Here is a 25,939-nt window from a genome sequence, read left to right as displayed (position 1 = left end):
CAGGCTGGCTTTTTTTATGGCTTGGTTACAGGAAATATGTAAATAAATAGCAGTTTTATTATTTCGTGATTTAGATCATAAAAATATTGATTGGTTAAAAAATGAGGCGTAGACTCTTTTTTATGTGATGTATGTCACATAATGAACTCAGATAAAAAAAGAGATACCAACATGAAATTGATCAACAAAATCATCGCCCTGTTCAGCAATATGAGTTTTTAGTCTTTCCCCGCCAGCTCTGTGGCGCGAAGCTTTATGCGGTTTATCAGCTAGCGTCATCGTCATTAAATCCCCCCTCCTTCGCTGTATCATTTGTTCTCTATCATTCCTCCCCTCAATTTTCCCAACCCGTTTTTCTGCTTCTCACTGAATCACATAAATAAAATCGTACTATGCTGATGTAATGCTTTATTCATGCGGTAAAAAAATAGCAAAAACATTAACCTAAGGCTTTAATAAGAGCAGACTCCTGGTTTTTGGGAGACAAAAGACGCAGATATAGACGAAAATAGTGAGTTATCAGATGGGGAATCCCCCCTGTTGAACGTTTTATCTTCGGTCCATTTCACGCTGAAAAAAATGTAGTATTTTCAATGTGAAACGGTATAAATTCGTTCTCAAATTACAGTCAGGACGTGTATGTTGAATAATGCTATGAGCGTTGTGATCCTTGCCGCAGGCAAAGGCACGCGTATGTATTCCGATCTTCCTAAAGTGCTGCACACCCTCGCAGGAAAGCCGATGGTTCAGCATGTCATTGATGCAGCTAATGAATTAGGTGCGACTCATGTGCACCTTGTCTACGGACACGGTGGCGATCTGCTTAAGCAAACGCTGAAAGATGGCAATCTGAATTGGGTTCTGCAGGCTGAGCAGTTGGGTACCGGCCATGCAATGCAGCAGGCGGCGCCATTCTTTAGTGATGACGAAGACATTTTAATGCTCTATGGAGATGTGCCGCTGATCTCTACCGATACCTTACGTCGCCTGCGTGAAGCCAAACCGCAGGGTGGTATCGGTTTGTTAACGGTAAAACTGGACGACCCATCCGGCTATGGGCGTATTACCCGTGATAACGGCAAAGTTACTGGCATTGTTGAGCATAAAGATGCAACCGACGAGCAGCGTCAAATCCAGGAAATCAACACTGGCATTCTGATTGCCAACGGCGCTGACATGAAGCGTTGGCTGTCTAAACTGACCAACAACAACGTGCAGGGTGAATACTACATCACCGATATCATCGCGATGGCGTATCAGGAAGGACGTGAAATTGCTGCGGTACATCCGGCACGAATCAGTGAAACGGAAGGGGTAAATAACCGCCTTCAGTTATCCCGTCTGGAACGTGTGTATCAGTCCGAGCAGGCAGAAAAACTGCTGCTGGCGGGCGTGATGCTGCGCGATCCTGCACGTTTTGATCTTCGCGGTACGCTGATTCACGGGCGCGATGTTGAAATTGATACTAACGTTATCATTGAAGGTAACGTAACCGTTGGAGATCGCGTCAAGATTGGTGCTGGCTGCATCATCAAAAACAGCGTGATTGGTGAGGGTTGTGAGCTTAGCCCGTACAGTGTGGTGGAAGATGCCCATCTGGATGCCGCTTGCACCATCGGTCCATTCGCGCGTCTGCGCCCGGGTGCAGAGCTGCAGGAAGGCGCACACGTGGGTAACTTCGTCGAAATGAAAAAAGCGCGTCTGGGTAAAGGCTCTAAAGCTGGTCATTTGACCTATCTGGGCGATGCGGAAATTGGCGATAACGTGAATATCGGCGCGGGTACGATCACCTGTAACTACGATGGTGCCAATAAGTTTAAAACCATTATTGGTGATGATGTGTTTGTGGGTTCTGATACTCAGCTGGTGGCACCTGTCACCGTGGGTAAAGGTGCGACGATTGCAGCAGGAACCACCGTAACGCGTAATGTCGCTGATAACGAATTGGTATTAAGCCGTGTACCTCAGGTCCATAAACAGGGCTGGCAGCGTCCGGTGAAGAAGAAGTAATTTATTTTTGCCGGATGGCGGCTTTGCCTTATCCGGCCTACGTGCGGTGACGTTCTGTAGGCCTGATAAGCGTGAGCGCCCTCAGGCAGACAAGAGATGAGGGGATAATATAATCCTCCGCTCAACAAGCAGTACCTATAAAAATAACCCCACTCTCTACAAGGCTCGGGGCGCCCGTAAATACGGGTTTTATCCAAAGATTTCGCGTTGTGGTAAGGCGGCAAGCGCGTGAGACCATGGGAGCTTACAATCAGTAAGTGACCATGGCGAAAGCGTGCAGCCAACACAGCCACAGCGTGAAAGATGAAGGATAAATACAGGTTGACCGACAACGACAGGCTAATGCCTAAATTCGGAATCAAAAAATATGTGTGGAATTGTTGGCGCTATCGCGCAGCGTGATGTAGCTGAAATCCTTCTCGAAGGTTTACGTCGTCTGGAATATCGTGGTTATGACTCTGCTGGTCTGGCCGTTGTCGATGCTGAAGGCAACATGACCCGTCTGCGTCGTCTGGGTAAAGTGCAGATGCTGACTGCTGCTGCGGAAGAACATCCGCTGCATGGTGGTACTGGTATTGCTCACACCCGCTGGGCGACACACGGTGAACCTTCAGAAGCGAACGCGCATCCCCATGTTTCTGAACACATTGTTGTGGTGCATAACGGCATCATTGAAAACCATGAACCACTGCGTGAGCTGTTGAAAACGCGTGGCTACACCTTTGTTTCTGAAACCGACACCGAAGTGATTGCTCACCTGGTGCACTGGGAGCTGGAACAGGGTGGTACGTTACGTGAAGCCGTGCTGCGTACTATTCCGCAGCTGCGCGGTGCCTACGGCACGGTGATCATGGATACCCGTAACCCGGAAACCCTGCTGGCGGCCCGTTCTGGCAGCCCGCTGGTGATTGGTCTGGGTATGGGTGAGAACTTTATCGCTTCCGATCAGCTGGCACTGCTGCCGGTAACCCGTCGCTTCATCTTCCTGGAAGAGGGCGATATCGCGGAAGTAACCCGTCGTTCGGTCTCTATTTTCGACAAGTCTGGCGCGGAAGTTAAACGTCAGGATATCGAATCTAATCTGCAATACGATGCGGGCGAAAAAGGTATTTATCGCCACTACATGCAGAAAGAGATCTACGAACAGCCGAACGCAATTAAAAACACGCTGACCGGCCGTATCAGCCACGGTGAAGTGGATTTAAGCGAGCTGGGTTCGCATGCCAACGAGCTGCTGTCTCAGGTTGAGCATATCCAGATTATCGCCTGCGGTACGTCGTACAACTCCGGTATGGTGTCCCGCTACTGGTTTGAATCGTTGGCTGGCATTCCTTGTGATGTCGAAATTGCTTCCGAATTCCGCTATCGCAAATCCGCCGTGCGTCGTAACAGCCTGATGATCACTCTTTCCCAGTCTGGTGAAACGGCAGATACCCTGGCGGGTCTGCGCTTATCCAAAGAGTTGGGCTATCTGGGTTCGCTGGCTATTTGTAACGTACCGGGCTCTTCTCTGGTGCGCGAATCCGACCTGGCGATGATGACCAATGCCGGTACCGAAATCGGCGTGGCCTCCACGAAAGCATTTACCACTCAGCTGACCGTTCTGCTGATGCTGGTGGCGAAACTGTCTCGTCTGAAAGGCCTGGATGTGGCTATTGAGCAGGAAATCGTTCACGGTCTGCAGGCGCTGCCGAGCCGTATTGAGCAGATGCTGTCTCAGGACAAACGCATTGCCGCTCTGGCTGAAGGTTTCTCTGATAAACACCATGCGCTGTTCCTGGGCCGTGGCGATCAGTACCCGATTGCGCTGGAAGGCGCGCTGAAGCTGAAAGAGATCTCGTATATTCACGCTGAAGCATATGCCGCAGGCGAACTGAAACACGGTCCGCTGGCGCTGATTGATGCCGATATGCCGGTTATCGTGGTTGCGCCGAACAACGAACTGCTGGAAAAACTGAAGTCCAACATTGAAGAAGTTCGCGCCCGTGGTGGTCAACTGTACGTCTTTGCTGACCAGGATGCTGGCTTTACCAGCAGCGAAAATATGCACATCATTGAGATGCCGCATGTGGAAGAGGTGATTGCACCGATCTTCTATACCGTTCCGCTGCAGCTGCTGGCGTATCATGTGGCGCTGATTAAAGGCACCGACGTGGATCAGCCGCGTAACCTGGCGAAGTCGGTTACCGTAGAGTAATCCGTACCTAACTGAACTGAAAATGCCCTGCTATGAGCGGGGCATTTTTTTAAACTTGTTCTGTTTTTAATCAATTATCCCGCCTGTTTTATGTGACAAACCGTCATCTTCAGCTACTGTTTGCAGTGTCATAAAAAGAAAATTTTAGCGAAATGTTATTGTCATGGTAATGGTTAACGTTTTGTTTTAAATGTATTTTTAGACAAATAACTTCCCGTGTTTTTCATTGTCATAAAAATGTCATATTTCGTACATTTAACTGTCACCTGTTTGTCCTATTTTGCTCACAGTAGCAACTCAAACAACGATTTACGAAAACCGTGCAGGAGACATTATGAAAGTTATGCGTACCACTGTCGCAACTGTTGTCGCCGCGACCTTATCCATGAGCGCGTTCTCTGCGTTTGCAGCAGCGAGCCTGACAGGTGCAGGTGCAACCTTCCCTGCGCCAGTGTATGCCAAATGGGCAGATACCTATCAGAAAGAGACCGGTAGCAAAGTAAACTACCAGGGTATCGGCTCCTCCGGTGGTGTAAAACAAATTACGGCCAATACCGTTGATTTCGGCGCTTCTGATGCACCGCTGTCTGACGAGAAACTGGCACAAGAAGGCCTGTTCCAGTTCCCGACCGTTATCGGCGGTGTGGTGCTGGCGGTGAATATCCCTGGACTGAAATCCGGCGAGCTGGTGCTTGACGGTAAAACGCTGGGCGACATCTACCTCGGTAAAATTAAGAAGTGGGATGACGAAGCCATCACCAAACTGAACCCAGGTCTGAAGCTGCCTTCGCAAAATATCGCCGTTGTGCGTCGCGCTGATGGTTCTGGTACTTCCTTCGTCTTCACTAGCTACCTGGCGAAAGTGAACGAAGAGTGGAAATCTAAAATTGGTTCCGGCTCTACCGTTAACTGGCCGACCGGTCTGGGCGGTAAAGGTAACGACGGTATCGCCGCGTTCGTACAGCGTCTGCCGGGTTCTATCGGTTACGTTGAGTACGCTTACGCTAAGCAGAACAACCTGGCGTACACCAAGCTGGTCTCTGCTGATGGTAAACCGGTAAGCCCGACCGAAGAAAACTTTGCCAACGCCGCTAAAGGCGCTGACTGGAGCAAAACCTTTGCTCAGGATCTGACGAACCAGAAAGGTGACGATGCGTGGCCAATCACTTCCACCACCTTCATCCTGGTCCATAAAGAGCAGAAGAAGCCTGAGCAGGGCGTTGAAGTGCTGAAATTCTTCGATTGGGCATATAAAAATGGTGGCAAACAGGCTAATGACCTGGATTACGCCAGCCTGCCGGACAGCGTGGTTGAGCAGATTCGTGCTGCATGGAAGACCAACGTGAAAGACAGCAGCGGTAAAGCGCTGTACTAATAGAATATCTTTAACGAGTTGGCGGATGGCGCTACGCTTATCCGCCCTACAGTTCCGACTGTAGGCCCAATTTGTAGGCTGGATAAGCGTAGCGCCATCCGGCAGGGCAATTTCGTAAACGCGTTTAACTTAAAGAGTGATTTATGGCTGCAACCAAGCCTGCTTTTAACCCACCGGGTAAAAAGGGTGACATGATATTCAGCGCGCTGGTAAAACTGGCTGCGCTGATTGTGCTATTGATGTTGGGTGGCATTATTGTCTCTCTGGTTATCTCCTCCTGGCCAAGCATACAGAAATTTGGTTTCTCCTTTTTGTGGACCAAAGACTGGGATGCGCCGAACGATATCTACGGCGCGCTGGTACCGATTTACGGTACGCTGGTCACCTCGTTTATTGCATTGCTGATTGCCGTTCCGGTGAGTTTCGGCATTGCGCTGTTCCTGACTGAACTTGCACCCGGTTGGCTGCGTCGTCCGCTGGGTATCGCTATTGAACTGCTGGCAGCAATTCCGAGTATCGTATACGGCATGTGGGGCCTGTTTATCTTTGCCCCGCTGTTTGCGACGTACTTCCAGGAGCCGGTCGGAAACATCCTTTCCAACATTCCGTTTGTTGGCGCACTGTTCGCTGGCCCGGCGTTTGGTATCGGTATTCTGGCGGCTGGTGTGATCCTCGCTATCATGATCATTCCGTACATTGCTGCGGTTATGCGTGATGTGTTCGAACAAACGCCGGTGCTTATGAAAGAGTCAGCCTACGGCATCGGCTGTACCACCTGGGAAGTTATCTGGCGTATCGTCCTGCCGTTCACCAAAAATGGTGTGATCGGCGGTGTGATGCTGGGTTTGGGCCGCGCGCTGGGTGAAACCATGGCGGTCACCTTTATCATTGGTAACACCTACCAGCTCGATAGCGCCTCGCTGTACATGCCGGGCAACAGTATTACCTCTGCGCTGGCGAATGAATTTGCCGAAGCGGAATCGGGGCTGCACGTTGCTGCGTTGATGGAACTGGGTCTGATTCTGTTTGTGATCACCTTCATCGTACTGGCGGCGTCTAAGTTCATGATCATGCGCCTTGCGAAGAACGAGGGGGCACGCTAATGGCTACGCTTGAAATGCAAAACACCACTGCGCTGGCGGAGTCCCGCCGTAAAATGCAGGCACGTCGCCGTCTGAAGAACCGCATCGCGCTGACGCTCTCTATGGCGACCATGGCGTTCGGACTGTTCTGGCTCATTTGGATCCTGATGTCCACGATCACCCGTGGTATTGACGGTATGTCGCTGGCGCTGTTCACCGAAATGACGCCTCCGCCGAATACAGCGGGTGGTGGTCTGGCGAACGCCCTGGCCGGTAGCGGACTGTTAATTCTGTGGGCGACCGTGTTTGGTACACCGCTTGGCATTATGGCGGGTATCTACCTGGCAGAGTACGGACGTAAGTCCTGGCTGGCTGAGGTTATCCGCTTTATCAATGACATTCTGCTGTCTGCGCCATCAATCGTGGTCGGTCTGTTCGTTTACACCATTGTGGTAGCAAAAATGGAACACTTCTCTGGCTGGGCGGGCGTTATCGCGCTGGCGCTGCTGCAGGTGCCCATTGTTATTCGTACCACGGAGAACATGCTCAAGCTGGTGCCGGATAGCCTGCGTGAAGCCGCCTATGCACTGGGTACGCCGAAATGGAAGATGATTTCTGCGATCACCCTGAAGGCGTCTGTCTCGGGGATCATTACAGGCGTTCTGTTAGCGATTGCTCGTATCGCAGGTGAAACGGCTCCGCTGCTGTTTACGTCGCTCTCCAATCAGTTCTGGAGCACCGACATGATGCAGCCTATCGCCAACCTGCCGGTCACTATCTTTAAGTTTGCGATGAGCCCGTTTGCTGAGTGGCAGCAACTGGCCTGGGCCGGGGTACTGATTATTACCTTGTGCGTACTGCTGCTGAACATTCTGGCGCGCGTCATTTTCGCGAAGAAGAAACACGGTTAATTTTTACGGCGTGGCTGATGCGGCGCCGGATGAGGAAGAGATTGAAATGAGTATGGTTGATACTGCCCCAGGTAAGATTCAGGTTCGTGATTTGAACTTCTACTATGGCAAATTCCATGCCCTGAAGAACATCAACCTGGATATTGCTAAAAACCAGGTAACGGCGTTTATCGGGCCGTCAGGCTGTGGTAAATCAACGCTGCTGCGTACGTTCAACAAAATGTTTGAACTGTACCCGGAGCAGCGTGCGGAAGGTGAAATCCTGCTGGATGGCGACAATATTCTCACCAATACCCAGGATATCGCTCTGCTGCGTGCCAAAGTGGGCATGGTATTCCAGAAGCCGACGCCGTTCCCGATGTCCATCTACGACAACATTGCTTTTGGCGTACGTCTGTTTGAGAAACTCTCGCGTGCGGATATGGACGAGCGTGTGCAGTGGGCATTGACCAAGGCCGCATTGTGGAACGAAACCAAAGATAAATTACACCAGAGCGGGTACTCTCTCTCGGGTGGTCAGCAGCAGCGTCTGTGTATTGCGCGTGGTATCGCCATTCGCCCGGAAGTGCTTCTGCTTGATGAGCCATGTTCAGCGCTCGACCCTATTTCTACCGGGCGTATCGAAGAGCTGATCACTGAGCTGAAAGAGGATTACACCGTCGTTATCGTTACCCACAACATGCAGCAGGCTGCGCGTTGTTCCGATCACACGGCATTTATGTACCTGGGCGAGTTGATTGAGTTCAGCAACACGGACGATCTGTTCACCAAGCCCGCGAAGAAACAAACTGAAGATTACATCACCGGTCGTTACGGCTGATTCAGGAGCTTGTTGTGGATAACCTTAACCTTAATAAACATATTTCCGGCCAGTTCAATGCAGAGCTGGAAAGCATCCGTACCCAGGTGATGACCATGGGCGGCATGGTCGAGCAGCAGCTTTCTGATGCAATCACGGCGATGCACAACCAGGACAGCGAGCTGGCAAAACGCGTCATTGAAGGCGATAAGAACGTCAACATGATGGAAGTGGCGATCGACGAAGCCTGCGTGCGTATCATCGCCAAGCGTCAACCGACAGCGAGCGACCTGCGTCTGGTGATGGCGATTATCAAAACCATCGCTGAGCTGGAACGTATTGGCGACGTGGCGGACAAAATTTGCCGTACCGCGCTGGAGAAGTTCTCGCAACAGCACCAGCCTCTGCTGGTAAGCCTGGAATCACTGGGCCGCCACACCGTACAAATGCTGCATGACGTGCTGGATGCGTTTGCGCGTATGGATCTGGACGAAGCAGTGCGTATTTATCGCGAAGATAAGAAAGTTGACCAGGAATATGAAGGCATCGTGCGTCAGCTGATGACTTATATGATGGAAGACCCACGTACCATTCCAAGCGTGCTGACCGCGCTGTTCTGCGCACGTTCCATCGAACGTATCGGTGACCGCTGCCAGAATATCTGCGAATACATCTTCTACTTCGTGAAGGGACAAGACTTCCGTCACGTGGGCGGGGATGAGCTGGATAAGCTGCTGGCGGGCAAAGATCCGAAGGAATAAGCAGCTTGTTGCGTTCGCCGGGATCCCCCGGCGTCGCTATTGTTGGCCGGATAAGGTGTTACGCCGCATCCGGCATTCTGCGCCATTCGCCTGATGGCGCTTTGCTTATCGGGCCTACTGTTTATTCGACGATATTCCAACCCCGCGCTTTCCACAATTCCGGCAACTGTGCCAGATCGGTAAACGTCGTCACTTTTGGATGATCGATCGGTTTGTTATGCGGATCGGCGCAGAAGTAGAACACTTCCATCCCGGCGGCAATCCCCGCCTGCGCACCTGCGCTGGAATCATCAACCAGAATGCAGTTCTCAACGTTAACGTCCATCGCTTTCGCCGCATGGAACATCAGGGCCGGATCGGGCTTCCAACGCTGAATATCGTAGCCGCTGAACAGTAAATCAGGGAAATGGTGCAACATGCCCAGCTTACCCAGCGAATGCTGCATTTTGCTGACTGGACCGTTAGAGACCACACACATTGGTACGGCCATGCTGTCCAGTAGCGCATTGGCACCGGCAATCACCTCCAGTTCCGTATCGAACAGACGTGCGACCTCAGCGCGGTAAACCGGTTCTAAATCGGCTTTTGCCAGTTCGACACCGTGCTCTTCGTTGATAATGTCGATGATCTCGTACAGCTTTACCCCCTTGAAGCGTTTGAAAATTTCTTCAAGATCGAGCGTAATGCCAAACGCCTGGAACATGCTGACATACGCGCGAGAACAAATCACTTCACTGTCGACAAGGGTACCGTCACAGTCAAAAAATACGGCTTCTATCTGGGACATGTCATTTCCGTTTTAACAAGTTTAACGTTTTCGTAATGCATTATTGGGCGACGCAATCGTTGCCGTATAAGCAAAATCAATGAAAAAAGTTGCTCATAACCCAACCCTATTGTCGCATTTTGGTATAGGATAGCGACGAATTTTCCCTCCTTGTTCGGAAATTGATAATGAGTCAACAACACACAACCCAGGCTTCTGGCCAGGGGATGCTGGAACGCGTGTTCAAACTGCGCGAACATGGCACGACGGCACGGACCGAAGTGATCGCCGGTTTAACGACCTTCCTGACGATGGTGTATATCGTTTTTGTTAACCCGCAAATTCTTGGCGTGGCTGGCATGGATACCAGCGCTGTCTTTGTTACCACCTGCCTTATTGCTGCATTTGGTAGCATCCTGATGGGCCTGTTTGCCAACCTGCCGGTCGCACTTGCGCCTGCTATGGGCCTGAACGCATTCTTCGCTTTCGTGGTCGTTGGCGCGATGGGACTGTCATGGCAGATTGGTATGGGCGCTATCTTCTGGGGCGCTGTTGGTCTGCTGCTGCTGACGATTTTCCGCGTTCGTTACTGGATGATTGCCAATATCCCGGTTAGCCTGCGTGTGGGGATCACCAGCGGTATTGGTCTGTTCATCGGCATGATGGGGCTGAAAAACGCCGGTGTTATCGTGGCGAACAAAGACACGCTGGTGTCCATCGGTAACCTGACCTCCCACAGCGTACTGCTCGGCATTCTGGGCTTCTTTATCATCGCTATTCTGGCGTCACGTAATATTCATGCGGCGGTGCTGATCTCTATCATCGTGACCACGCTGCTGGGCTGGATGCTGGGCGATGTTCATTACAACGGTATCGTTTCTGCGCCACCGAGCGTGATGTCCGTTATCGGACATGTCGACCTGGCCGGTTCGTTTAACATTGGCCTGGCGGGTGTGATTTTCTCGTTCATGCTGGTTAACCTGTTCGACTCCTCCGGTACGCTGATTGGCGTTACGGATAAAGCCGGTCTGGCGGATGCGAAGGGCAAGTTCCCGCGCATGAAGCAAGCGCTGTATGTGGATAGCGTGTCGTCGGTTACCGGGGCGTTTATCGGGACTTCTTCCGTTACTGCGTATATCGAATCTTCTTCCGGGGTTTCGGTCGGTGGACGTACCGGTCTGACCGCCGTGGTCGTTGGCCTGCTGTTCTTGCTGGTTATCTTCCTGTCGCCGCTGGCGGGGATGGTACCGGGTTATGCAGCCGCTGGTGCGCTGATTTACGTTGGCGTCCTGATGACATCAAGCCTGTCGCGCGTGAAGTGGGATGACCTGACAGAAGCGGTTCCGGCGTTTATTACCGCCGTGATGATGCCCTTTAGCTTCTCAATTACCGAAGGTATTGCGCTGGGCTTTATTTCTTACTGCGTGATGAAGATTGGTACCGGACGTTTCCGCGATCTCAGCCCGTGCGTCATCATTGTCGCGCTGCTGTTTGTGCTGAAGATTGTGTTTATCGACGCGCACTAATCGCTGTTTATTTGCCCATATATCAACAAGCCCGGCATATCGCCGGGCTTTTTCTTTTACGCTTTCACGCGCTGAATGTAGTCGCCAAATGCGGTCAGTTGACCGGTCAGATGGTCCAGCGTGCTTTGGTCGATCACTTCACCTGTCTGCGGGTCTACTTTGTTCTGAATGACGCCGCCCATAAATTCCGGCTTGTTCATTACCATGGCGTCGAGGAATACCAGGATCTGACGCAGATGATACTGGCAGCGCGCGCCGCCAATAGCGCCCATAGAACTGGTCTGGATCAGCACCGGCTTACCCGATAATGGCTGATCGGGCAGGCGGGACAGCCAGTCGATGGCGTTCTTCAGTCCGCCCGGAACAGAATAGTTATATTCAGGTGTGACGATGACGACACCGTCAGCCTTTCTGATTTGCTCAGCCAGCGCTTCTACGCTGGCCGGAAAACCTTCTTCCTGTTGGAGGTCGGCATCGTACAGAGGGATATCACCAATCGACGGCAGCGCGTTCACTTCCATTCCCGCTGGAGCAATCTTGGGCAGCGTACGGGCAACCATTCCATTAAACGAACCTTTGCGCAGACTTCCCAGTAACGTAACAACATTCAATGTTTCAGACATGGTGACTCCTGTTTCATCATGAAGGTTAAATCAAAGCGTATGGCTCTTCGCTGCACATAATTGAGAGAACCGGATCAGACGCCCCGTTGGCTCATTGGCGCGAGTCTGGATATCAGGCAAACTTTTCCAGTCCTGTTTACCATCAAACTCCCAAACCTTGAGTTTTTCAATGGTTGGCGTAACTGCAACTGACCACACCAGTACATCTTCCGCATCGCAAATGGCTTCAACCTGCGCCACATGGGCACATTTCAGGCGCCCTGCGCCGGGTAAAAGCTGGAGCTCGCGCGGATCGTCATTGCACACATCGCCAGTGAGTTTGAGTACGCTCTGGCGCAATGTAATGAGCTGCGCGCGTGCTTCGTTGGGGTCGTTTTGGTTATTGATCCACAGGTTTTCGTTACTGGAGAAGCGCCACGTTTCCGCTGAATTTGGATTGTGAAACCCGCGGGTGGCCCGCTGAAGTTCCATATCCAGGCCGCACGTTCCTTCAGTTGTTAGCACAACACCGACGATATTCCCGGCATAGGAAATCGAAAAACCCGGCAGGTTCTTATCGCGAAAAACGGGCTTACCTTTGGCCTGAGTAACAATTTCGGGCAGCGTGCTGGTGCCGTAAAGCATAAACATCAGTTCAGCGAGAAGACTTCGGGAAGCCAGGAAACGTGTCCGGCGATGAGCGGGTAGATCTCTTGCTTCGATATGACATGGAGAAGGGAGGCGAGCTGAAACCAGGTGTCCCTCCGTAAGAATCCCTCTGGCAAAATGTGTCGCCATTTGTCGCTCCGTGATTAATGGTCCGTGATTATTACCAGAGTAACATTTACACGGCTTCCGGGCAGGCTTTGCTGCCCAAAAACTAAGCGAAAATGGGAGACATTACGCGATATTTACATTTCTGTTGCCAGAATGGTCGATTTAGCAACACCAAAATGAAGGATCGTCAGGAGATATCGCGATAAAGAGCCTTGATCGTGTCTTTTAGCCAGACGATCTTAGGATTGTGGCTGTTGCGTTTATGCCAAAGAAGAGTGAACGGTACGCGCATTTTTTCCAGTTGCGCCGTATCAAATGGCATTGGCCGTGCAACGAGTGGAAGCTGGTGGAGTTGGTTATAACGCTGGCAATAGACCGGTGCGGTGGCTATCAGCGCGTGATCCGGCTGCGCGGCCATAAACAGCGATTGCTCAAAACCGGGCAGACATAACGCGATATTGCGTGCGCGTCCCATTTCTTGCAGGACTTCATCCAACGCCCATGTATCGCTTTGCTCCCAGCTAATGCTGATGTGCGGATAGCGCAGAAAGGTGTCCAGATTCCACTCTTCCTGCAGTGCGGGATGATCTTCACGTAGCCAGACGCAGGGCAGATCGGAAAACAGCACTTCATGGTCGATCGACAATGGCAACAAACTCAGCAGTTCGCGCGAACGCGGATGACTTTCGCGCCCGGTAAAGCCAATATCCACTTCACCGCGAATAATGGCATCCAGCGAGTCATAGTCCCAGTTGCGTATTTTGATTGTTGCCTGGGGATAGCGCTGATAAATCTGCTGGGAGAGCGCATTGAACATGATCATCACTAACGGCGTTTCGGCCGCCAGATCAAACTTCAGCCCGCGTGGAGACTCATGGTGCGGCTTATCGAGCAACTGATTGCCCATCTGCATCCATTCAGCAAGGCTCTGCTCCATGCTGACCATCAGCGGCGTCGGTGATAGCCCCAGCGGGGTGTTCACAAACAAGGGATCGTCAAACCAGGTCCGCAGCTTCGACAGCGACTTACTGACCGCCGACGGTGTGACGTTCATCCGTTTGGCGGTTTTAGTGACGCTGCGTTCCTGCATCAACAGCTGCAGGCAGAGCAATAAATTAAGATCGAGACTGCTGAGGGATTTCTTCATGAGTTGGCGCGGACCGGTTAGGTGCAACAGTGATAATCAGCATGATACTCACTATGCTACAGCCAATCAGAATCCCGATCAGCATATTCAGCGCATCAAGGCCAAGAACCGCCGCCAGCCAAATCCACAGCGAGGAACCGCAAACCTGGGCAATACCTAATGCCGAGCTGGCGACGCCCGCGCGCAGCGAGAACGGCCCAAGCGCCTGGCTCATCGCAACACCGAAGCCGACCGAGAATCCGGCGCAGATTAACGTCAGCCCGAAAAGCGTTACTGCGTGTGAAGTGGCAAGGGTTAACACCACGCCGGCACACAGAAACAGCACCTGTGAGGTCAGCATCAGAACGCGAGGCTTAAATACGCTCAGAGCAAATGGCGTAGAGAAAGAGACCGCCATACTGATGCCTGCGGTCATGGCCATCGTGGTGGCGTACTCACCACGGTCGAAGCCCATCACTTCCATCAGCAGCACCGGAGACGTATTCACGAAGGTCAGGATCACCGACACGCTGAGGGTGGTAATGGCCAGACGGCTTAAGAAAAAGCGGTTTACCAGTGATTCGGTCGTGTGGTTCTTTTCCGTCGTCGCCATAAGCGTTGCTGGGCGCGATTCTCGCAGGACAAACACCGACAGCAGGCAAACAGCCACACCCATTCCCATCATCGTGTAGAACAGGCTCTGCCACGGGTATTTGAGCATGATCAGATGCCCCATCACCGGAGCCAGCACCGGCACGATACAGGTAATACCGTTCAATAACGACAGTACCTTCGCCCGGCGGCGATCGTCGAGCGTATCGCGCAGGATAGCGAAAGCCACCACGTAGCAACAGCCCGCACCTACGCCCTGAATAAAACGACCTATGAGGAATGGCGTACCGCTTTCGGCGAAAGAACATATCGCAGAGGCGAAAATAAAGATGAGTGCGCCGACTATGGCGACCGGTTTGCGACCTGACTGGTCGGCAATTTTACCGGCGAACAGCATCGCCGTCGCCATTCCTGCCAGATATACCGAAAACGCGATATGCAGTTGCGCCTCGCTGGCCTGTAAATCGGCAGCAATACGGGGCAGCCCCACCAGATACATATCAATACCGGCAGGATAAAGAAGAACCAGGGCGAAACTGCAGATTAGAAAGCGTGTCATAGCGACCTCATAAGAAATGTGGCGCTAAGCATACGGTCAGAGAGTCAACTGCACGAGTTGCCATTTGGACAACAGTGATTTCCACATGGGAAATAGTTGTTGCCGGATGGCGGCGTAAACGCCTTATCCGGCCTACGGGGCCTGTAGGCCCGGTTAGCATCACGCCACCGGGCAACACAACGTTACTTACCGATACAGAAGCTGGAGAAGATCCGTCCCAGCAGATCGTCGGAGGTAAACTCTCCTGTGATCTCACTGAGGTTCTGCTGCGCAAGGCGTAGCTCCTCAGCCAGCAATTCTCCGGCCCATGCTCCGAGCAGTTGGGCTTTACCCTGCTCGAGATGCTCTGCAGCTTCTGCCAGCGCCTGCAGATGACGACGACGGGCCAGGAAGCCGCCTTCCATATTGGTTTCAAAGCCCATGCTCTGTTTGAGATGATTACGCAGTACGTCAACGCCTTCACCGGTACGCGCGGAGAGGCGAACCAGTGAGTGGCCATTTACTTCACTAAGGCCCAGCGTCTCACCGGTAATATCCGCTTTGTTACGCACCACAGTGATCGGCAGTTTGGCTGGCAGACGGGCAATAAAGTCTGGCCAGATATCTGCCGGGTCCACGGCGTCGGTGGTGGTGCCATCAACCATAAACAGTACACGGTCGGCCTGTTCAATTTCCTGCCAGGCACGTTCGATACCGATGCGTTCCACTTCATCGTTAGCGTCGCGCAAACCGGCGGTGTCGATGATGTGTAGCGGCATGCCATCGATGTGAATATGCTCACGCAGCACGTCGCGAGTAGTCCCGGCGATATCGGTGACAATGGCCGCCTCACGGCCAGCCAGCGCGTTCAGCAGGCTTGATTTCCCGGCGTTTGGCCGACCGGCAATCACCACCTTCATCCCTTCGCGCAGCAGGCTGCCCTGATGCGCTTCCGCACGCACGGCATCAAGATCGCTGATAACGTTGTTGAGTTGCGCTTCAATCTTGCCGTCAGACAGGAAGTCGATTTCTTCATCCGGGAAGTCGATCGCTGCTTCAACATAGATGCGCAGGTGAGTGAGCGCTTCCACAAGATGATTTACCCGTGCGGAAAATGCGCCCTGCAACGAGTTCAGCGCTGAGCGAGCGGCTTGCTCTGAGCTGGCATCGATCAGGTCGGCAATCGCCTCTGCCTGAGCTAAATCGAGCTTATCATTGAGAAACGCTCGCTCGGAGAATTCACCCGGTCTGGCAATGCGCAGCCCGGGAATGGTCAGAATACGTTTGAGCAGCAGGTCAAGAATCACTGGACCGCCGTGGCCCTGAAGCTCTAAAACGTCTTCGCCAGTAAAGGAGTTTGGGCCGGGGAACCACAGGGCAATCCCCTGATCCAGCGCGCTGCCATCCGCGTCTTTAAACGGCAGATAATCGGCATAACGCGGTTTGGGCAGTTTCCCCAGTACGGTTTCTGCGACCTCACGCGCCTTCAGGCCGGAGATACGCAGGATACCCACGCCACCACGTCCCGGTGGGGTGGCCTGAGCGACGATGGTGTCGTTATGGCTCATGGTTTGTCTCTTCTTAATGCAATAAAAAAGGCGGTCTAATGACCGCCCTTTACTTTATGTTCCGTTTGCCGGATGGCGGCTTCGCCTAATCCGGCCTACACCGAATCAGGAGTTTTTCTTCTCGCGGCTATGCAGGCCACGTTTCTCCAGACCACGGTAAATCAGCTGCTGCTGAATAATGGTTACCAGGTTGCTGACGATATAGTACAGCACCAGACCTGACGGGAACCACAGGAAGAACACGGTGAAGATGACCGGCATAAAGGTCATGATCTTCTGCTGCATCGGGTCGGTTACAGTGGTCGGAGACATCTTCTGAATGAAGAACATCGTCACGCCCATCAGAATCGGCAGGATGTAGTACGGGTCCTGTGCAGACAGGTCATGGATCCACAGAGCGAATGGCGCATGACGCAGTTCAATGGAGCCCATCAGCATGTAGTACAACGCCAGGAAGATTGGCATCTGGATGATCAGCGGGAAGCAGCCGCCCAGCGGGTTAACCTTCTCAGCTTTGTACAGGGCCATCATTTCCTGGCTCTGACGCTGTTTGTCATCGCCCAGACGCTCACGCATAGCCTGAATCTTCGGCTGCAGCATACGCATCTTCGCCATGGAGGTGTACTGCGCTTTGGTCAGCGGGTACATGATGCCACGAACGATAAAGGTGATAACGATGATGGAGAAGCCCCAGTTACCCAGGAAGCTATGGATCCACTTCAGCAGTTTAAACAGCGGCTGAGAAATGAACCACAACCAGCCGTAGTCCACGGTCAGATCCAGGTGCGGTGCAACGGCCGCCATTTTATCCTGAATTTCCGGGCCGACCCACAGGGTGCTGGTCATCGCGCCAGTCTGGCCAGGCTGCACCAGTACCGGCTGTGATTTATAGCCGATAGCGGCAATGCCGTTACCCAGGTTAGCGGTATAGAAGTTGTTGGTGCCGTCGTTACGCGGAACCCATGCCGTTGCGAAATACTGTTGCAGCATTGCGACCCAGCCGTCTTTAGCATTGACGTTCAGGTTTTCGTTTTCAGCAATGGTGTCGAATTTGTATTTCTCATACTTCTCATCCGGCGTGGAGTACGCCGCGCCACGGAAGGTGTGCAGCGCAAAGTTGCTGCTACCGGTGTCGCGATGAGATGGCAGATTGATGGATTGCTTCAGCTGACCAAAGGTGGAGATTTCCAGCGGTTTTTCGCCGGCGTTCTGCACGCTGTAGTTAACGTTGACAGCATATTCACCACGCTTAAGAACAAACGTTTTAGTGAATGTGTTACCCGCTGCGTCAGTATAGGTCATCGGGATCTGCAGTTCGTTCTGACCGTCAGCCAGTACAAACGCGTCTTTATCGACGTTGTACAGCGGACGTGGGCCGTTAGCCGGGTTATCCGGGCCGTCACGACCTGTCAGGCCACTCTGTGCCTGGTAGATGAACTGTGGCGTAGTTTCCAGTAACTGGAACGGTTCGGTAGAACCGAGTTCTTTCGGGTAAGCTGGCAGTGAAGCCTGTTCCACATCACCACCACGGGTGTTGATGGTCAGATCAAGCACGTCAGTTTTAACCGTAATCAGTTTCCCCTGGCCACTGGCCGGTACGCCCTGGTCTGCGGCGCTACCCGCTGCGGTGGTCGTTGTCTGCGTGGTCTGTTGGGCCTGAGGTTGCGGGTTTTTATCCTGCTCCCAGGCTTGCCAGATCATGAAAGACACGAACAGCAAAGCGATGACTAAAAGATTGCGTTGCGAATCCATCGTTAGTGTTCTCTGGTATCAAATGGTCCGGGCGGGACGGGATCGTCACCACCAGGGTGTAAAGGGTGGCATTTTAATACGCGTTTCACCGTCAACCAACTGCCTTTTATCACTCCAAACCTGCGCAATGCCTCAATTCCGTAGCTCGAACAGGTTGGAGTGAAGCGGCAATGCGGCCCAAGCAGCGGACTGATCAGGCGTTGATAGACCCGAATGAGGGCTATCAGGACCCGCGAGCCAGGCGACAATGGCGACGCCATAATTTTTCCAACGCTTCCGAGAGAGCACGGTTATCGAGGTCAGCAACCCCTTTTTTCGCCACCACCACGAAATCCATTGCTGGAAGCTCGTGCTGACGTAAACGGAAGCTTTCACGCGTCAGACGTTTAATCCGATTGCGTTCATGCGCACGTTTAACATTTTTCTTGGCGACTGTAAGACCGATACGGGGATGCCCCAGCGAATTCAGGCGGCCGAGGATGGTGATTTGCGGCGTGCCAGCCCGTTGTGGCTGCTGGAAGACGAATGTGAAATGAGTGGGAGTTAACAAACGTAACTCCCTGGGAAATGCGAGCTTAACCACTCAGGGGCTAGCTTTTATTACTTAGAAACGGTCAGACGAGAACGGCCTTTAGCACGACGACGTGCCAGAACCTGACGACCATTTTTATTAGCCATACGAGCACGGAAGCCGTGAGAACGGTTGCGCTTCAGTACAGACGGTTGAAAAGTGCGTTTCATGGCGATTTCTACCTAAACTTGAATAAATTCACTGACTTTTGCGTATACCCGAACGAATTTCGAACGACTTACGCCACAGTGTGGGTGATTAAAGAGGCCGGATTGTAATAATTGTACACTCCGGAGTCAATTCTCTTTCCTTATTTCCCGCTTTTTTCCGCATGGTTTCGCGTAAAAAACAGGCAGCGTTGACGCCGTAAGGCGACCGTTACTCGCTGGGGGTAAGAATTATACGGGCTGGTGGATAAAGCGCAAGGATCGCACGGGATCTTTATTAGATCGTTTAAGCAGTAAAGCATCTTTACTCATTAATTTTTTCAATATGCGCGCTAAAACCTGCAGCACTTCTCCAGGATCGTTTACACTTAGCCGATTCTGGATCATCCTGTGGATAAATCGGGAAGAATCTGTGAGAAACAGAAGATCTCTTTCTCAGTTTACGCTATGATCCGCGGTCCTGATCGTTTCAATGGATCCTGATCGGGTAAAAATTGCAGATAGCAATTCGCACGTCACCCTTTGCATAGGGTCTTGTCGATGTGCGTCAACAATCATGAATGTTTCAGCCTTTGTCATTTATCGACTTTTGTTCGAGTGGAGTCCGCCGTGTCACTTTCGCTTTGGCAGCAGTGTCTTGCCCGATTGCAGGATGAGTTACCAGCCACAGAGTTCAGTATGTGGATACGCCCGTTGCAGGCGGAACTGAGCGATAACACGCTGGCTTTGTATGCGCCAAACCGTTTCGTGCTCGATTGGGTAAGGGATAAATACCTTAATAATATTAATGGATTACTCAATAATTTCTGTGGAGCGGATGCCCCACAGCTGCGCTTTGAAGTCGGCACTAAACCCGTCACGCAAACGCTGAAAACGCCGGTCAACAATGTTGTTGCGCCCGCCCACGTGGCTCAGCAAGTGCAACCACAACGTGCTGCTCCGGCGGCTCGTCCAGGCTGGGATAACGTCCCGGCTCCGGCAGAACCTACCTATCGTTCTAACGTCAACGTCAAACACACGTTTGATAACTTCGTTGAAGGTAAATCTAACCAACTGGCGCGCGCGGCGGCACGTCAGGTGGCGGACAATCCTGGCGGCGCCTACAATCCGTTATTCCTTTATGGCGGTACGGGTCTGGGTAAAACCCACCTGTTGCACGCTGTCGGTAACGGCATTATGGCGCGTAAGCCAAACGCCAAAGTGGTGTATATGCACTCCGAGCGTTTTGTGCAGGACATGGTCAAAGCCCTGCAAAACAACGCGATCGAAGAGTTTAAACGCTACTACCGTTCCGTTGACGCGCTGCTGATTGACGATATCCAATTCTTCGCGAATAAAGAGCGATCGCAGGAAGAGTTTTTCCACACCTTTAACGCCCTGCTGGAAGGCAATCAGCAGATCATCCTGACCTCGGATCGCTATCCGAAGGAGATCAACGGCGTTGAAGATCGTCTGAAATCCCGCTTTGGCTGGGGACTGACTGTCGCGATCGAACCGCCTGAACTGGAAACGCGTGTTGCGATCCTGATGAAAAAAGCCGACGAAAACGACATTCGTCTGCCGGGTGAAGTAGCGTTCTTTATTGCCAAGCGTCTACGCTCTAACGTACGTGAGCTGGAAGGCGCACTGAACCGCGTGATCGCCAACGCCAATTTTACCGGCCGGGCGATTACTATCGATTTCGTGCGTGAAGCGCTGCGCGATCTGCTGGCTTTGCAGGAAAAGCTGGTCACCATCGACAATATCCAGAAGACGGTGGCGGAGTATTACAAAATCAAAATTGCGGATCTGCTTTCTAAGCGTCGATCTCGCTCGGTAGCTCGTCCGCGCCAGATGGCGATGGCGCTGGCAAAAGAGCTCACTAACCACAGTCTGCCGGAAATTGGCGACGCGTTTGGTGGGCGTGACCATACTACCGTGCTTCATGCCTGCCGCAAGATTGAGCAGTTGCGTGAAGAAAGCCATGATATTAAAGAAGATTTCTCCAATTTAATCAGAACATTATCTTCGTGACGCTATGAAATTTACCGTTGAACGTGAACATTTATTAAAACCGCTTCAGCAGGTCAGCGGCCCGCTGGGTGGACGTCCTACACTGCCTATTCTCGGAAACCTGCTGCTGCAGGTTGCTGACGGCACGCTTTCGCTGACCGGTACCGATCTCGAAATGGAGATGGTGGCGCGCGTGGCGCTGATCCAGCCCCATGAACCTGGCGCGACCACCGTTCCGGCGCGTAAATTCTTCGATATTTGCCGCGGATTGCCGGAAGGCGCGGAAATTGCCGTTCAACTGGAAGGCGACCGTATGCTGGTGCGTTCTGGCCGCAGCCGTTTCTCGCTGTCTACGCTGCCTGCCGCCGACTTCCCGAATCTGGACGACTGGCAGAGCGAAGTCGAATTCACCCTGCCGCAGGCGACGATGAAGCGCCTGATTGAAGCCACGCAGTTTTCGATGGCGCATCAGGACGTACGTTACTACTTAAACGGCATGCTGTTTGAAACCGAAGGGGAAGAGCTGCGTACCGTGGCGACCGACGGTCACCGCCTGGCGGTTTGTTCAATGCCTGTTGGTCAGCCGTTGCCAAGCCATTCGGTGATCGTACCGCGTAAAGGTGTGATTGAACTGATGCGTATGCTCGACGGCGGCGATAACCCGCTGCGCGTGCAGATTGGCAGCAACAACATTCGTGCGCACGTTGGTGACTTCATCTTCACCTCTAAGCTGGTTGATGGCCGTTTCCCGGATTATCGCCGCGTATTGCCGAAGAATCCGGACAAGCATCTGGAAGCCGGTTGCGATATCCTCAAACAGGCGTTTGCGCGTGCGGCGATCCTCTCGAACGAGAAATTCCGCGGCGTGCGTCTGTATGTCAGCGAAAACCAGCTCAAAATCACCGCCAACAACCCGGAGCAGGAAGAAGCAGAAGAAATTCTGGATGTCTCCTATCCTGGTACAGAACTGGAAATCGGCTTTAACGTGAGCTACGTGCTGGACGTTCTGAACGCGCTGAAGTGCGAGAACGTGCGTATTCTGCTGACTGATTCCGTATCGAGCGTACAGATTGAAGATGCCGCATCACAGTCGGCTGCCTATGTTGTTATGCCAATGAGACTGTAATGTCGCTCACCCGCCTGTTGATCCGCGATTTTCGCAATATCGAAAGCGCGGATCTCGCTTTATCCCCTGGCTTTAACTTCCTGGTTGGCGCGAACGGCAGCGGCAAAACCAGTGTGCTGGAAGCCATCTATACGCTCGGCCATGGCCGGGCGTTTCGCAGTTTGCAGATTGGCCGCGTGATTCGCCACGAGCAGGAGTCGTTTGTTTTACACGGACGTTTGCAGGGAGAAGAGCGTGAGACGTCGATTGGTCTGACGAAAGACAAACTGGGCGACAGTAAAGTGCGCATTGATGGCACTGACGGGCACAAGGTCGCTGAACTGGCACACCTGATGCCGATGCAGCTGATCACGCCAGAGGGGTTTACTTTACTCAACGGCGGCCCCAAATACAGAAGAGCATTTCTTGACTGGGGATGCTTTCACAATGAAGCCGGATTTTTCACCGCCTGGAGCAACCTGAAGCGACTGCTCAAGCAGCGTAATGCGGCACTGCGCCAGGTGAGTCGTTATGAGCAACTGCGCCCGTGGGATAGAGAACTTATCCCGCTGGCGGAACAAATCAGCACCTGGCGCGCGGAGTACAGCGCCGGTATCGCGCAGGATATGGCGGATACCTGCCAGCAGTTTCTTCCCGAATTTTCGCTCTCCTTCTCATTCCAGCGCGGCTGGGAGAAAGAGACTGATTATGCCGAAGTGCTGGAACGCAGTTTTGAACGCGATCGCATGTTGACCTACACTGCGCACGGCCCGCATAAGGCGGATTTCCGCATTCGCGCCGACGGTGCGCCGGTGGAAGATACGTTGTCGCGTGGGCAGCTAAAGCTGCTGATGTGCGCCTTACGTCTGGCGCAAGGGGAGTTCCTGACCCGTGAAAGCGGGCGGCGCTGCCTGTACCTGATAGATGATTTTGCCTCTGAACTGGATGACGCGCGTCGCGGACTGCTGGCCAGCCGCTTAAAAGCCACGCAATCTCAGGTCTTTGTCAGCGCAATCAGCGCTGAACACGTTATAGACATGTCCGATGAAAATTCGAAGATGTTTACCGTGGAAAAGGGTAAAATAACGGATTAACCCAAGATAAAATGAGCGAGAAACGTTGATGTCGAATTCTTATGACTCCTCCAGTATCAAAGTCCTGAAAGGACTGGATGCGGTGCGTAAGCGCCCGGGTATGTATATCGGCGACACGGATGACGGCACCGGTCTGCACCACATGGTATTCGAGGTGGTAGATAACGCTATCGACGAAGCGCTCGCGGGTCACTGTAAAGATATCGTGGTAACGATTCACGCTGACAACTCCGTGTCCGTTACCGATGATGGCCGTGGTATCCCAACCGGTATTCACCCGGAAGAGGGCGTTTCGGCAGCGGAAGTTATCATGACCGTTTTGCACGCAGGCGGTAAATTCGATGATAACTCCTATAAAGTTTCCGGCGGTCTGCACGGCGTGGGTGTTTCCGTCGTTAACGCCCTGTCACAGAAGCTGGAACTGGTGATTCGTCGTGAAGGCAAAGTGCATCAGCAAACTTACGTGCACGGTGTGCCGCAGGCGCCGCTGGCAGTAACCGGCGAAACAGAATTGACGGGGACTCAGGTCCGTTTCTGGCCAAGCCACGAAACCTTTACCAATGTTGTTGAATTTGAATACGACATTCTGGCGAAACGTCTGCGTGAGCTGTCATTCCTGAACTCCGGCGTCTCTATTCGTCTGCGCGACAAGCGTGACGGCAAAGAAGACCATTTCCACTACGAAGGTGGCATCAAGGCGTTTGTTGAATACCTCAACAAAAACAAAACGCCGATCCACCCGAATATCTTCTACTTCTCCACCGAAAAAGACGGTATCGGCGTTGAAGTTGCGCTGCAGTGGAACGATGGTTTCCAGGAAAACATCTACTGCTTCACCAACAACATTCCACAGCGTGACGGCGGTACTCACCTTGCAGGCTTCCGTGCGGCGATGACCCGTACCCTGAACGCCTACATGGACAAAGAAGGCTACAGCAAAAAAGCGAAAGTCAGCGCTACTGGTGACGATGCCCGTGAAGGCCTGATTGCCGTTGTTTCCGTGAAAGTACCGGATCCGAAGTTCTCCTCACAGACCAAAGACAAGCTGGTCTCCTCTGAGGTGAAATCGGCGGTAGAACAGCAGATGAACGAACTGCTGAGTGAATATCTGCTGGAAAACCCGTCTGACGCGAAAATCGTTGTTGGCAAAATTATTGATGCTGCGCGTGCTCGTGAAGCTGCACGTCGTGCGCGTGAAATGACCCGTCGTAAAGGCGCGCTCGACTTAGCCGGTCTGCCGGGCAAGCTGGCGGATTGTCAGGAACGTGACCCGGCGCTGTCCGAACTGTACCTTGTGGAAGGGGACTCCGCGGGCGGTTCTGCGAAGCAGGGCCGTAACCGTAAAAACCAGGCGATTCTGCCGCTGAAGGGTAAAATCCTCAACGTCGAGAAAGCGCGCTTTGACAAGATGCTCTCCTCTCAGGAAGTCGCGACGCTGATCACTGCGCTCGGCTGTGGCATCGGTCGAGACGAGTACAACCCGGACAAACTGCGTTATCACAGCATCATCATCATGACCGATGCGGACGTCGATGGCTCGCACATTCGTACGCTGCTGTTGACCTTCTTCTATCGTCAGATGCCGGAAATCGTTGAACGCGGCCACGTTTACATTGCACAGCCACCGCTGTACAAAGTGAAAAAAGGCAAGCAGGAACAGTACATTAAAGATGACGAAGCGATGGATCAGTATCAGATCTCTATCGCTCTGGATGGCGCAACGCTGCACACCAACGCCAGCGCACCGGCCCTTTCCGGTGAGTCGTTAGAGAAACTGGTTTCTGAATACAACGCGACGCAGAAAATGATTGGCCGTATGGAACGTCGTTTCCCGAAAGCGCTGCTGAAAGAGCTGGTTTATCAACCGACGCTGCCAGAAGCCGATCTGGCTGATGAAGCGAAAGTTACGGCCTGGGTTTCCCAGTTGGTTAACGTGCTTAATGAAAACGAAATGCACGGCAGCACCTGGAATAGCTTCGTGCGTAAAGACGCTGAACTGAACCTGTTCGAACCGGTGATCCGGGTGCGTACCCACGGTGTCGATACTGACTATCCATTGGAACATGAATTTGTGACCGGTGGCGAGTACCATCGTATTTGTACGCTTGGCGAGAAGCTGCGTGGGCTGATCGAAGACGATGCGTTTATCGAACGTGGCGAGCGTCGCCAGCCGGTTGCCAGCTTTGAGCAGGCGCTGGAATGGCTGCAGAAAGAGTCTCGTCGTGGCCTCGCTATCCAGCGTTATAAAGGTCTGGGCGAGATGAACCCGGAACAGCTGTGGGAAACCACCATGGATCCGGAAAGCCGTCGTATGCTGCGCGTTACCGTGAAGGATGCGATTGCTGCCGACCAGCTGTTCACCACGCTGATGGGCGATGCCGTTGAACCGCGTCGCGCATTTATCGAAGAGAACGCCCTGAAAGCGGCGAACATCGATATTTAAGCCAATCTGTAGGCCGGATAAGGCGGTTTACGCCGCCATCCGGCAAGACGTTGTATTGTGCCTGATGGCGCGTTGCTTATCAGGCCTACAAACGACAACCAATCTACAAAAAGGGGAATCTCGATTCCCCTTTCTATCCCCCTTTTCGTAGCTGTTTTTTGAGCG

At 52.7% G+C, this 25,939-nt stretch carries 24 protein-coding genes; 12 read left to right on the top strand and 12 right to left on the bottom strand.

What is annotated here, in order from left to right; all coding sequences use genetic code 11:
• Positions 1 to 147: 147 nt before the first annotated feature.
• Positions 148 to 285 carry a hypothetical protein gene (locus OGY13_RS23965; protein WP_213752176.1) on the bottom strand — a complete coding sequence of 46 codons (138 nt, stop codon included), beginning with the start codon at positions 283 to 285 and terminating at the stop codon, positions 148 to 150.
• Positions 286 to 639: 354 nt separating this feature from the next.
• On the opposite strand from OGY13_RS23965, the gene glmU reads away from it, so the two are divergent.
• From glmU to phoU, 7 genes are all read left to right on the top strand, one after another.
• On the top strand, positions 640 to 2,010 hold the full coding sequence (glmU, locus tag OGY13_RS23960; RefSeq protein ID WP_213752175.1) for a bifunctional UDP-N-acetylglucosamine diphosphorylase/glucosamine-1-phosphate N-acetyltransferase GlmU: 1,371 nt from the start codon (positions 640 to 642) through the stop codon (positions 2,008 to 2,010).
• Positions 2,011 to 2,377: 367 nt separating this feature from the next.
• Entirely contained in the window at positions 2,378 to 4,207 is a 1,830-nt protein-coding gene (gene glmS, locus OGY13_RS23955) for a glutamine--fructose-6-phosphate transaminase (isomerizing) (protein ID WP_003827031.1), read from the top strand.
• A gap of 334 nt (positions 4,208 to 4,541) precedes the next feature.
• Entirely contained in the window at positions 4,542 to 5,582 is a 1,041-nt protein-coding gene (gene pstS / locus OGY13_RS23950; RefSeq protein ID WP_003827033.1) for a phosphate ABC transporter substrate-binding protein PstS, read from the top strand.
• A 143-nt stretch (positions 5,583 to 5,725) separates the two neighbouring features.
• On the top strand, positions 5,726 to 6,685 hold the full coding sequence (gene pstC / locus OGY13_RS23945; protein WP_008786549.1) for a phosphate ABC transporter permease PstC: 960 nt from the start codon (positions 5,726 to 5,728) through the stop codon (positions 6,683 to 6,685).
• A complete protein-coding gene (gene pstA, locus OGY13_RS23940) occupies positions 6,685 to 7,575 on the top strand; it encodes a phosphate ABC transporter permease PstA (protein ID WP_003827037.1) in 891 nt (296 codons plus the stop codon). The genes pstC and pstA overlap by 1 nt, the downstream gene beginning before the upstream one ends.
• 46 nt (positions 7,576 to 7,621) lie before the next feature.
• Positions 7,622 to 8,395 carry a phosphate ABC transporter ATP-binding protein PstB gene (gene pstB / locus OGY13_RS23935; RefSeq protein ID WP_003023821.1) on the top strand — a complete coding sequence of 258 codons (774 nt, stop codon included), beginning with the start codon at positions 7,622 to 7,624 and terminating at the stop codon, positions 8,393 to 8,395.
• A 14-nt stretch (positions 8,396 to 8,409) separates the two neighbouring features.
• Positions 8,410 to 9,135 (top strand): phosphate signaling complex protein PhoU, encoded by a 726-nt coding sequence (gene phoU / locus OGY13_RS23930; RefSeq protein WP_003023824.1) that lies wholly within the window; start codon positions 8,410 to 8,412, stop codon positions 9,133 to 9,135.
• Positions 9,136 to 9,256: 121 nt separating this feature from the next.
• Here phoU and yieH read toward each other — a convergent pair whose 3' ends face one another.
• Entirely contained in the window at positions 9,257 to 9,922 is a 666-nt protein-coding gene (gene yieH / locus OGY13_RS23925; protein ID WP_003827040.1) for a 6-phosphogluconate phosphatase, read from the bottom strand.
• A gap of 167 nt (positions 9,923 to 10,089) precedes the next feature.
• On the opposite strand from yieH, the gene adeP reads away from it, so the two are divergent.
• Positions 10,090 to 11,427: an adenine permease AdeP gene (gene adeP / locus OGY13_RS23920; protein WP_003827042.1), complete on the top strand. Its 1,338-nt coding sequence runs from the start codon at positions 10,090 to 10,092 to the stop codon at positions 11,425 to 11,427.
• Positions 11,428 to 11,483: 56 nt separating this feature from the next.
• Here the strand turns inward: adeP and OGY13_RS23915 are convergent, their stop codons facing one another.
• The 10 genes from OGY13_RS23915 to OGY13_RS25190 form a co-directional block, all read right to left on the bottom strand.
• Positions 11,484 to 12,050: an NADPH-dependent FMN reductase gene (locus tag OGY13_RS23915; protein ID WP_003827046.1), complete on the bottom strand. Its 567-nt coding sequence runs from the start codon at positions 12,048 to 12,050 to the stop codon at positions 11,484 to 11,486.
• Between the two features lie 30 nt (positions 12,051 to 12,080).
• The gene (locus OGY13_RS23910) at positions 12,081 to 12,827 is read right to left on the bottom strand and encodes a 4'-phosphopantetheinyl transferase family protein (protein WP_003827048.1); all 747 of its coding nucleotides are present in this window, start codon (positions 12,825 to 12,827) and stop codon (positions 12,081 to 12,083) included.
• A 166-nt stretch (positions 12,828 to 12,993) separates the two neighbouring features.
• Complete coding sequence (gene yidZ / locus OGY13_RS23905; protein ID WP_003827051.1) at positions 12,994 to 13,953, bottom strand: HTH-type transcriptional regulator YidZ; 960 nt, start codon at positions 13,951 to 13,953, stop codon at positions 12,994 to 12,996.
• Entirely contained in the window at positions 13,922 to 15,103 is a 1,182-nt protein-coding gene (locus tag OGY13_RS23900) for an MFS transporter (RefSeq protein WP_213752174.1), read from the bottom strand. The genes yidZ and OGY13_RS23900 overlap by 32 nt, the downstream gene beginning before the upstream one ends.
• A gap of 182 nt (positions 15,104 to 15,285) precedes the next feature.
• Positions 15,286 to 16,650 (bottom strand): tRNA uridine-5-carboxymethylaminomethyl(34) synthesis GTPase MnmE, encoded by a 1,365-nt coding sequence (gene mnmE / locus OGY13_RS23895; RefSeq protein ID WP_213752173.1) that lies wholly within the window; start codon positions 16,648 to 16,650, stop codon positions 15,286 to 15,288.
• 105 nt (positions 16,651 to 16,755) lie between these two features.
• On the bottom strand, positions 16,756 to 18,402 hold the full coding sequence (gene yidC / locus OGY13_RS23890; protein ID WP_003827058.1) for a membrane protein insertase YidC: 1,647 nt from the start codon (positions 18,400 to 18,402) through the stop codon (positions 16,756 to 16,758).
• Positions 18,403 to 18,404: 2 nt separating this feature from the next.
• Positions 18,405 to 18,662: a membrane protein insertion efficiency factor YidD gene (gene yidD, locus OGY13_RS23885; RefSeq protein ID WP_003023846.1), complete on the bottom strand. Its 258-nt coding sequence runs from the start codon at positions 18,660 to 18,662 to the stop codon at positions 18,405 to 18,407.
• Entirely contained in the window at positions 18,626 to 18,985 is a 360-nt protein-coding gene (rnpA, locus tag OGY13_RS23880; RefSeq protein ID WP_003844432.1) for a ribonuclease P protein component, read from the bottom strand. The genes yidD and rnpA overlap by 37 nt, the downstream gene beginning before the upstream one ends.
• 17 nt (positions 18,986 to 19,002) lie before the next feature.
• Positions 19,003 to 19,143, bottom strand: a complete 141-nt coding sequence (gene rpmH / locus OGY13_RS23875) for a 50S ribosomal protein L34 (RefSeq protein WP_003023858.1) — start codon at positions 19,141 to 19,143, stop codon at positions 19,003 to 19,005.
• A gap of 228 nt (positions 19,144 to 19,371) precedes the next feature.
• Positions 19,372 to 19,452, bottom strand: coding sequence for a hypothetical protein (locus OGY13_RS25190; RefSeq protein WP_418221920.1), 81 nt, complete (start codon positions 19,450 to 19,452; stop codon positions 19,372 to 19,374).
• A gap of 297 nt (positions 19,453 to 19,749) precedes the next feature.
• On the opposite strand from OGY13_RS25190, the gene dnaA reads away from it, so the two are divergent.
• From dnaA to gyrB, 4 genes are read left to right on the top strand one after another with little or no spacing between them, the layout of a single operon-like run.
• On the top strand, positions 19,750 to 21,153 hold the full coding sequence (gene dnaA / locus OGY13_RS23870) for a chromosomal replication initiator protein DnaA (RefSeq protein WP_003827078.1): 1,404 nt from the start codon (positions 19,750 to 19,752) through the stop codon (positions 21,151 to 21,153).
• A 4-nt stretch (positions 21,154 to 21,157) separates the two neighbouring features.
• Complete coding sequence (gene dnaN, locus OGY13_RS23865; RefSeq protein WP_003023863.1) at positions 21,158 to 22,258, top strand: DNA polymerase III subunit beta; 1,101 nt, start codon at positions 21,158 to 21,160, stop codon at positions 22,256 to 22,258.
• Entirely contained in the window at positions 22,258 to 23,331 is a 1,074-nt protein-coding gene (gene recF / locus OGY13_RS23860) for a DNA replication/repair protein RecF (protein ID WP_038635725.1), read from the top strand. Before dnaN ends, recF begins: the two co-directional genes overlap by 1 nt.
• A gap of 28 nt (positions 23,332 to 23,359) precedes the next feature.
• Positions 23,360 to 25,774: a DNA topoisomerase (ATP-hydrolyzing) subunit B gene (gyrB, locus tag OGY13_RS23855; RefSeq protein WP_008786542.1), complete on the top strand. Its 2,415-nt coding sequence runs from the start codon at positions 23,360 to 23,362 to the stop codon at positions 25,772 to 25,774.
• Positions 25,775 to 25,939: the final 165 nt, after the last annotated feature.

It is taken from the genome of Citrobacter sp. Cpo045 (genome assembly GCF_030332875.1).
GTDB lineage: Bacteria > Pseudomonadota > Gammaproteobacteria > Enterobacterales > Enterobacteriaceae > Citrobacter > Citrobacter portucalensis.
This window is presented reverse-complemented; position numbering and strand designations above follow the sequence as displayed.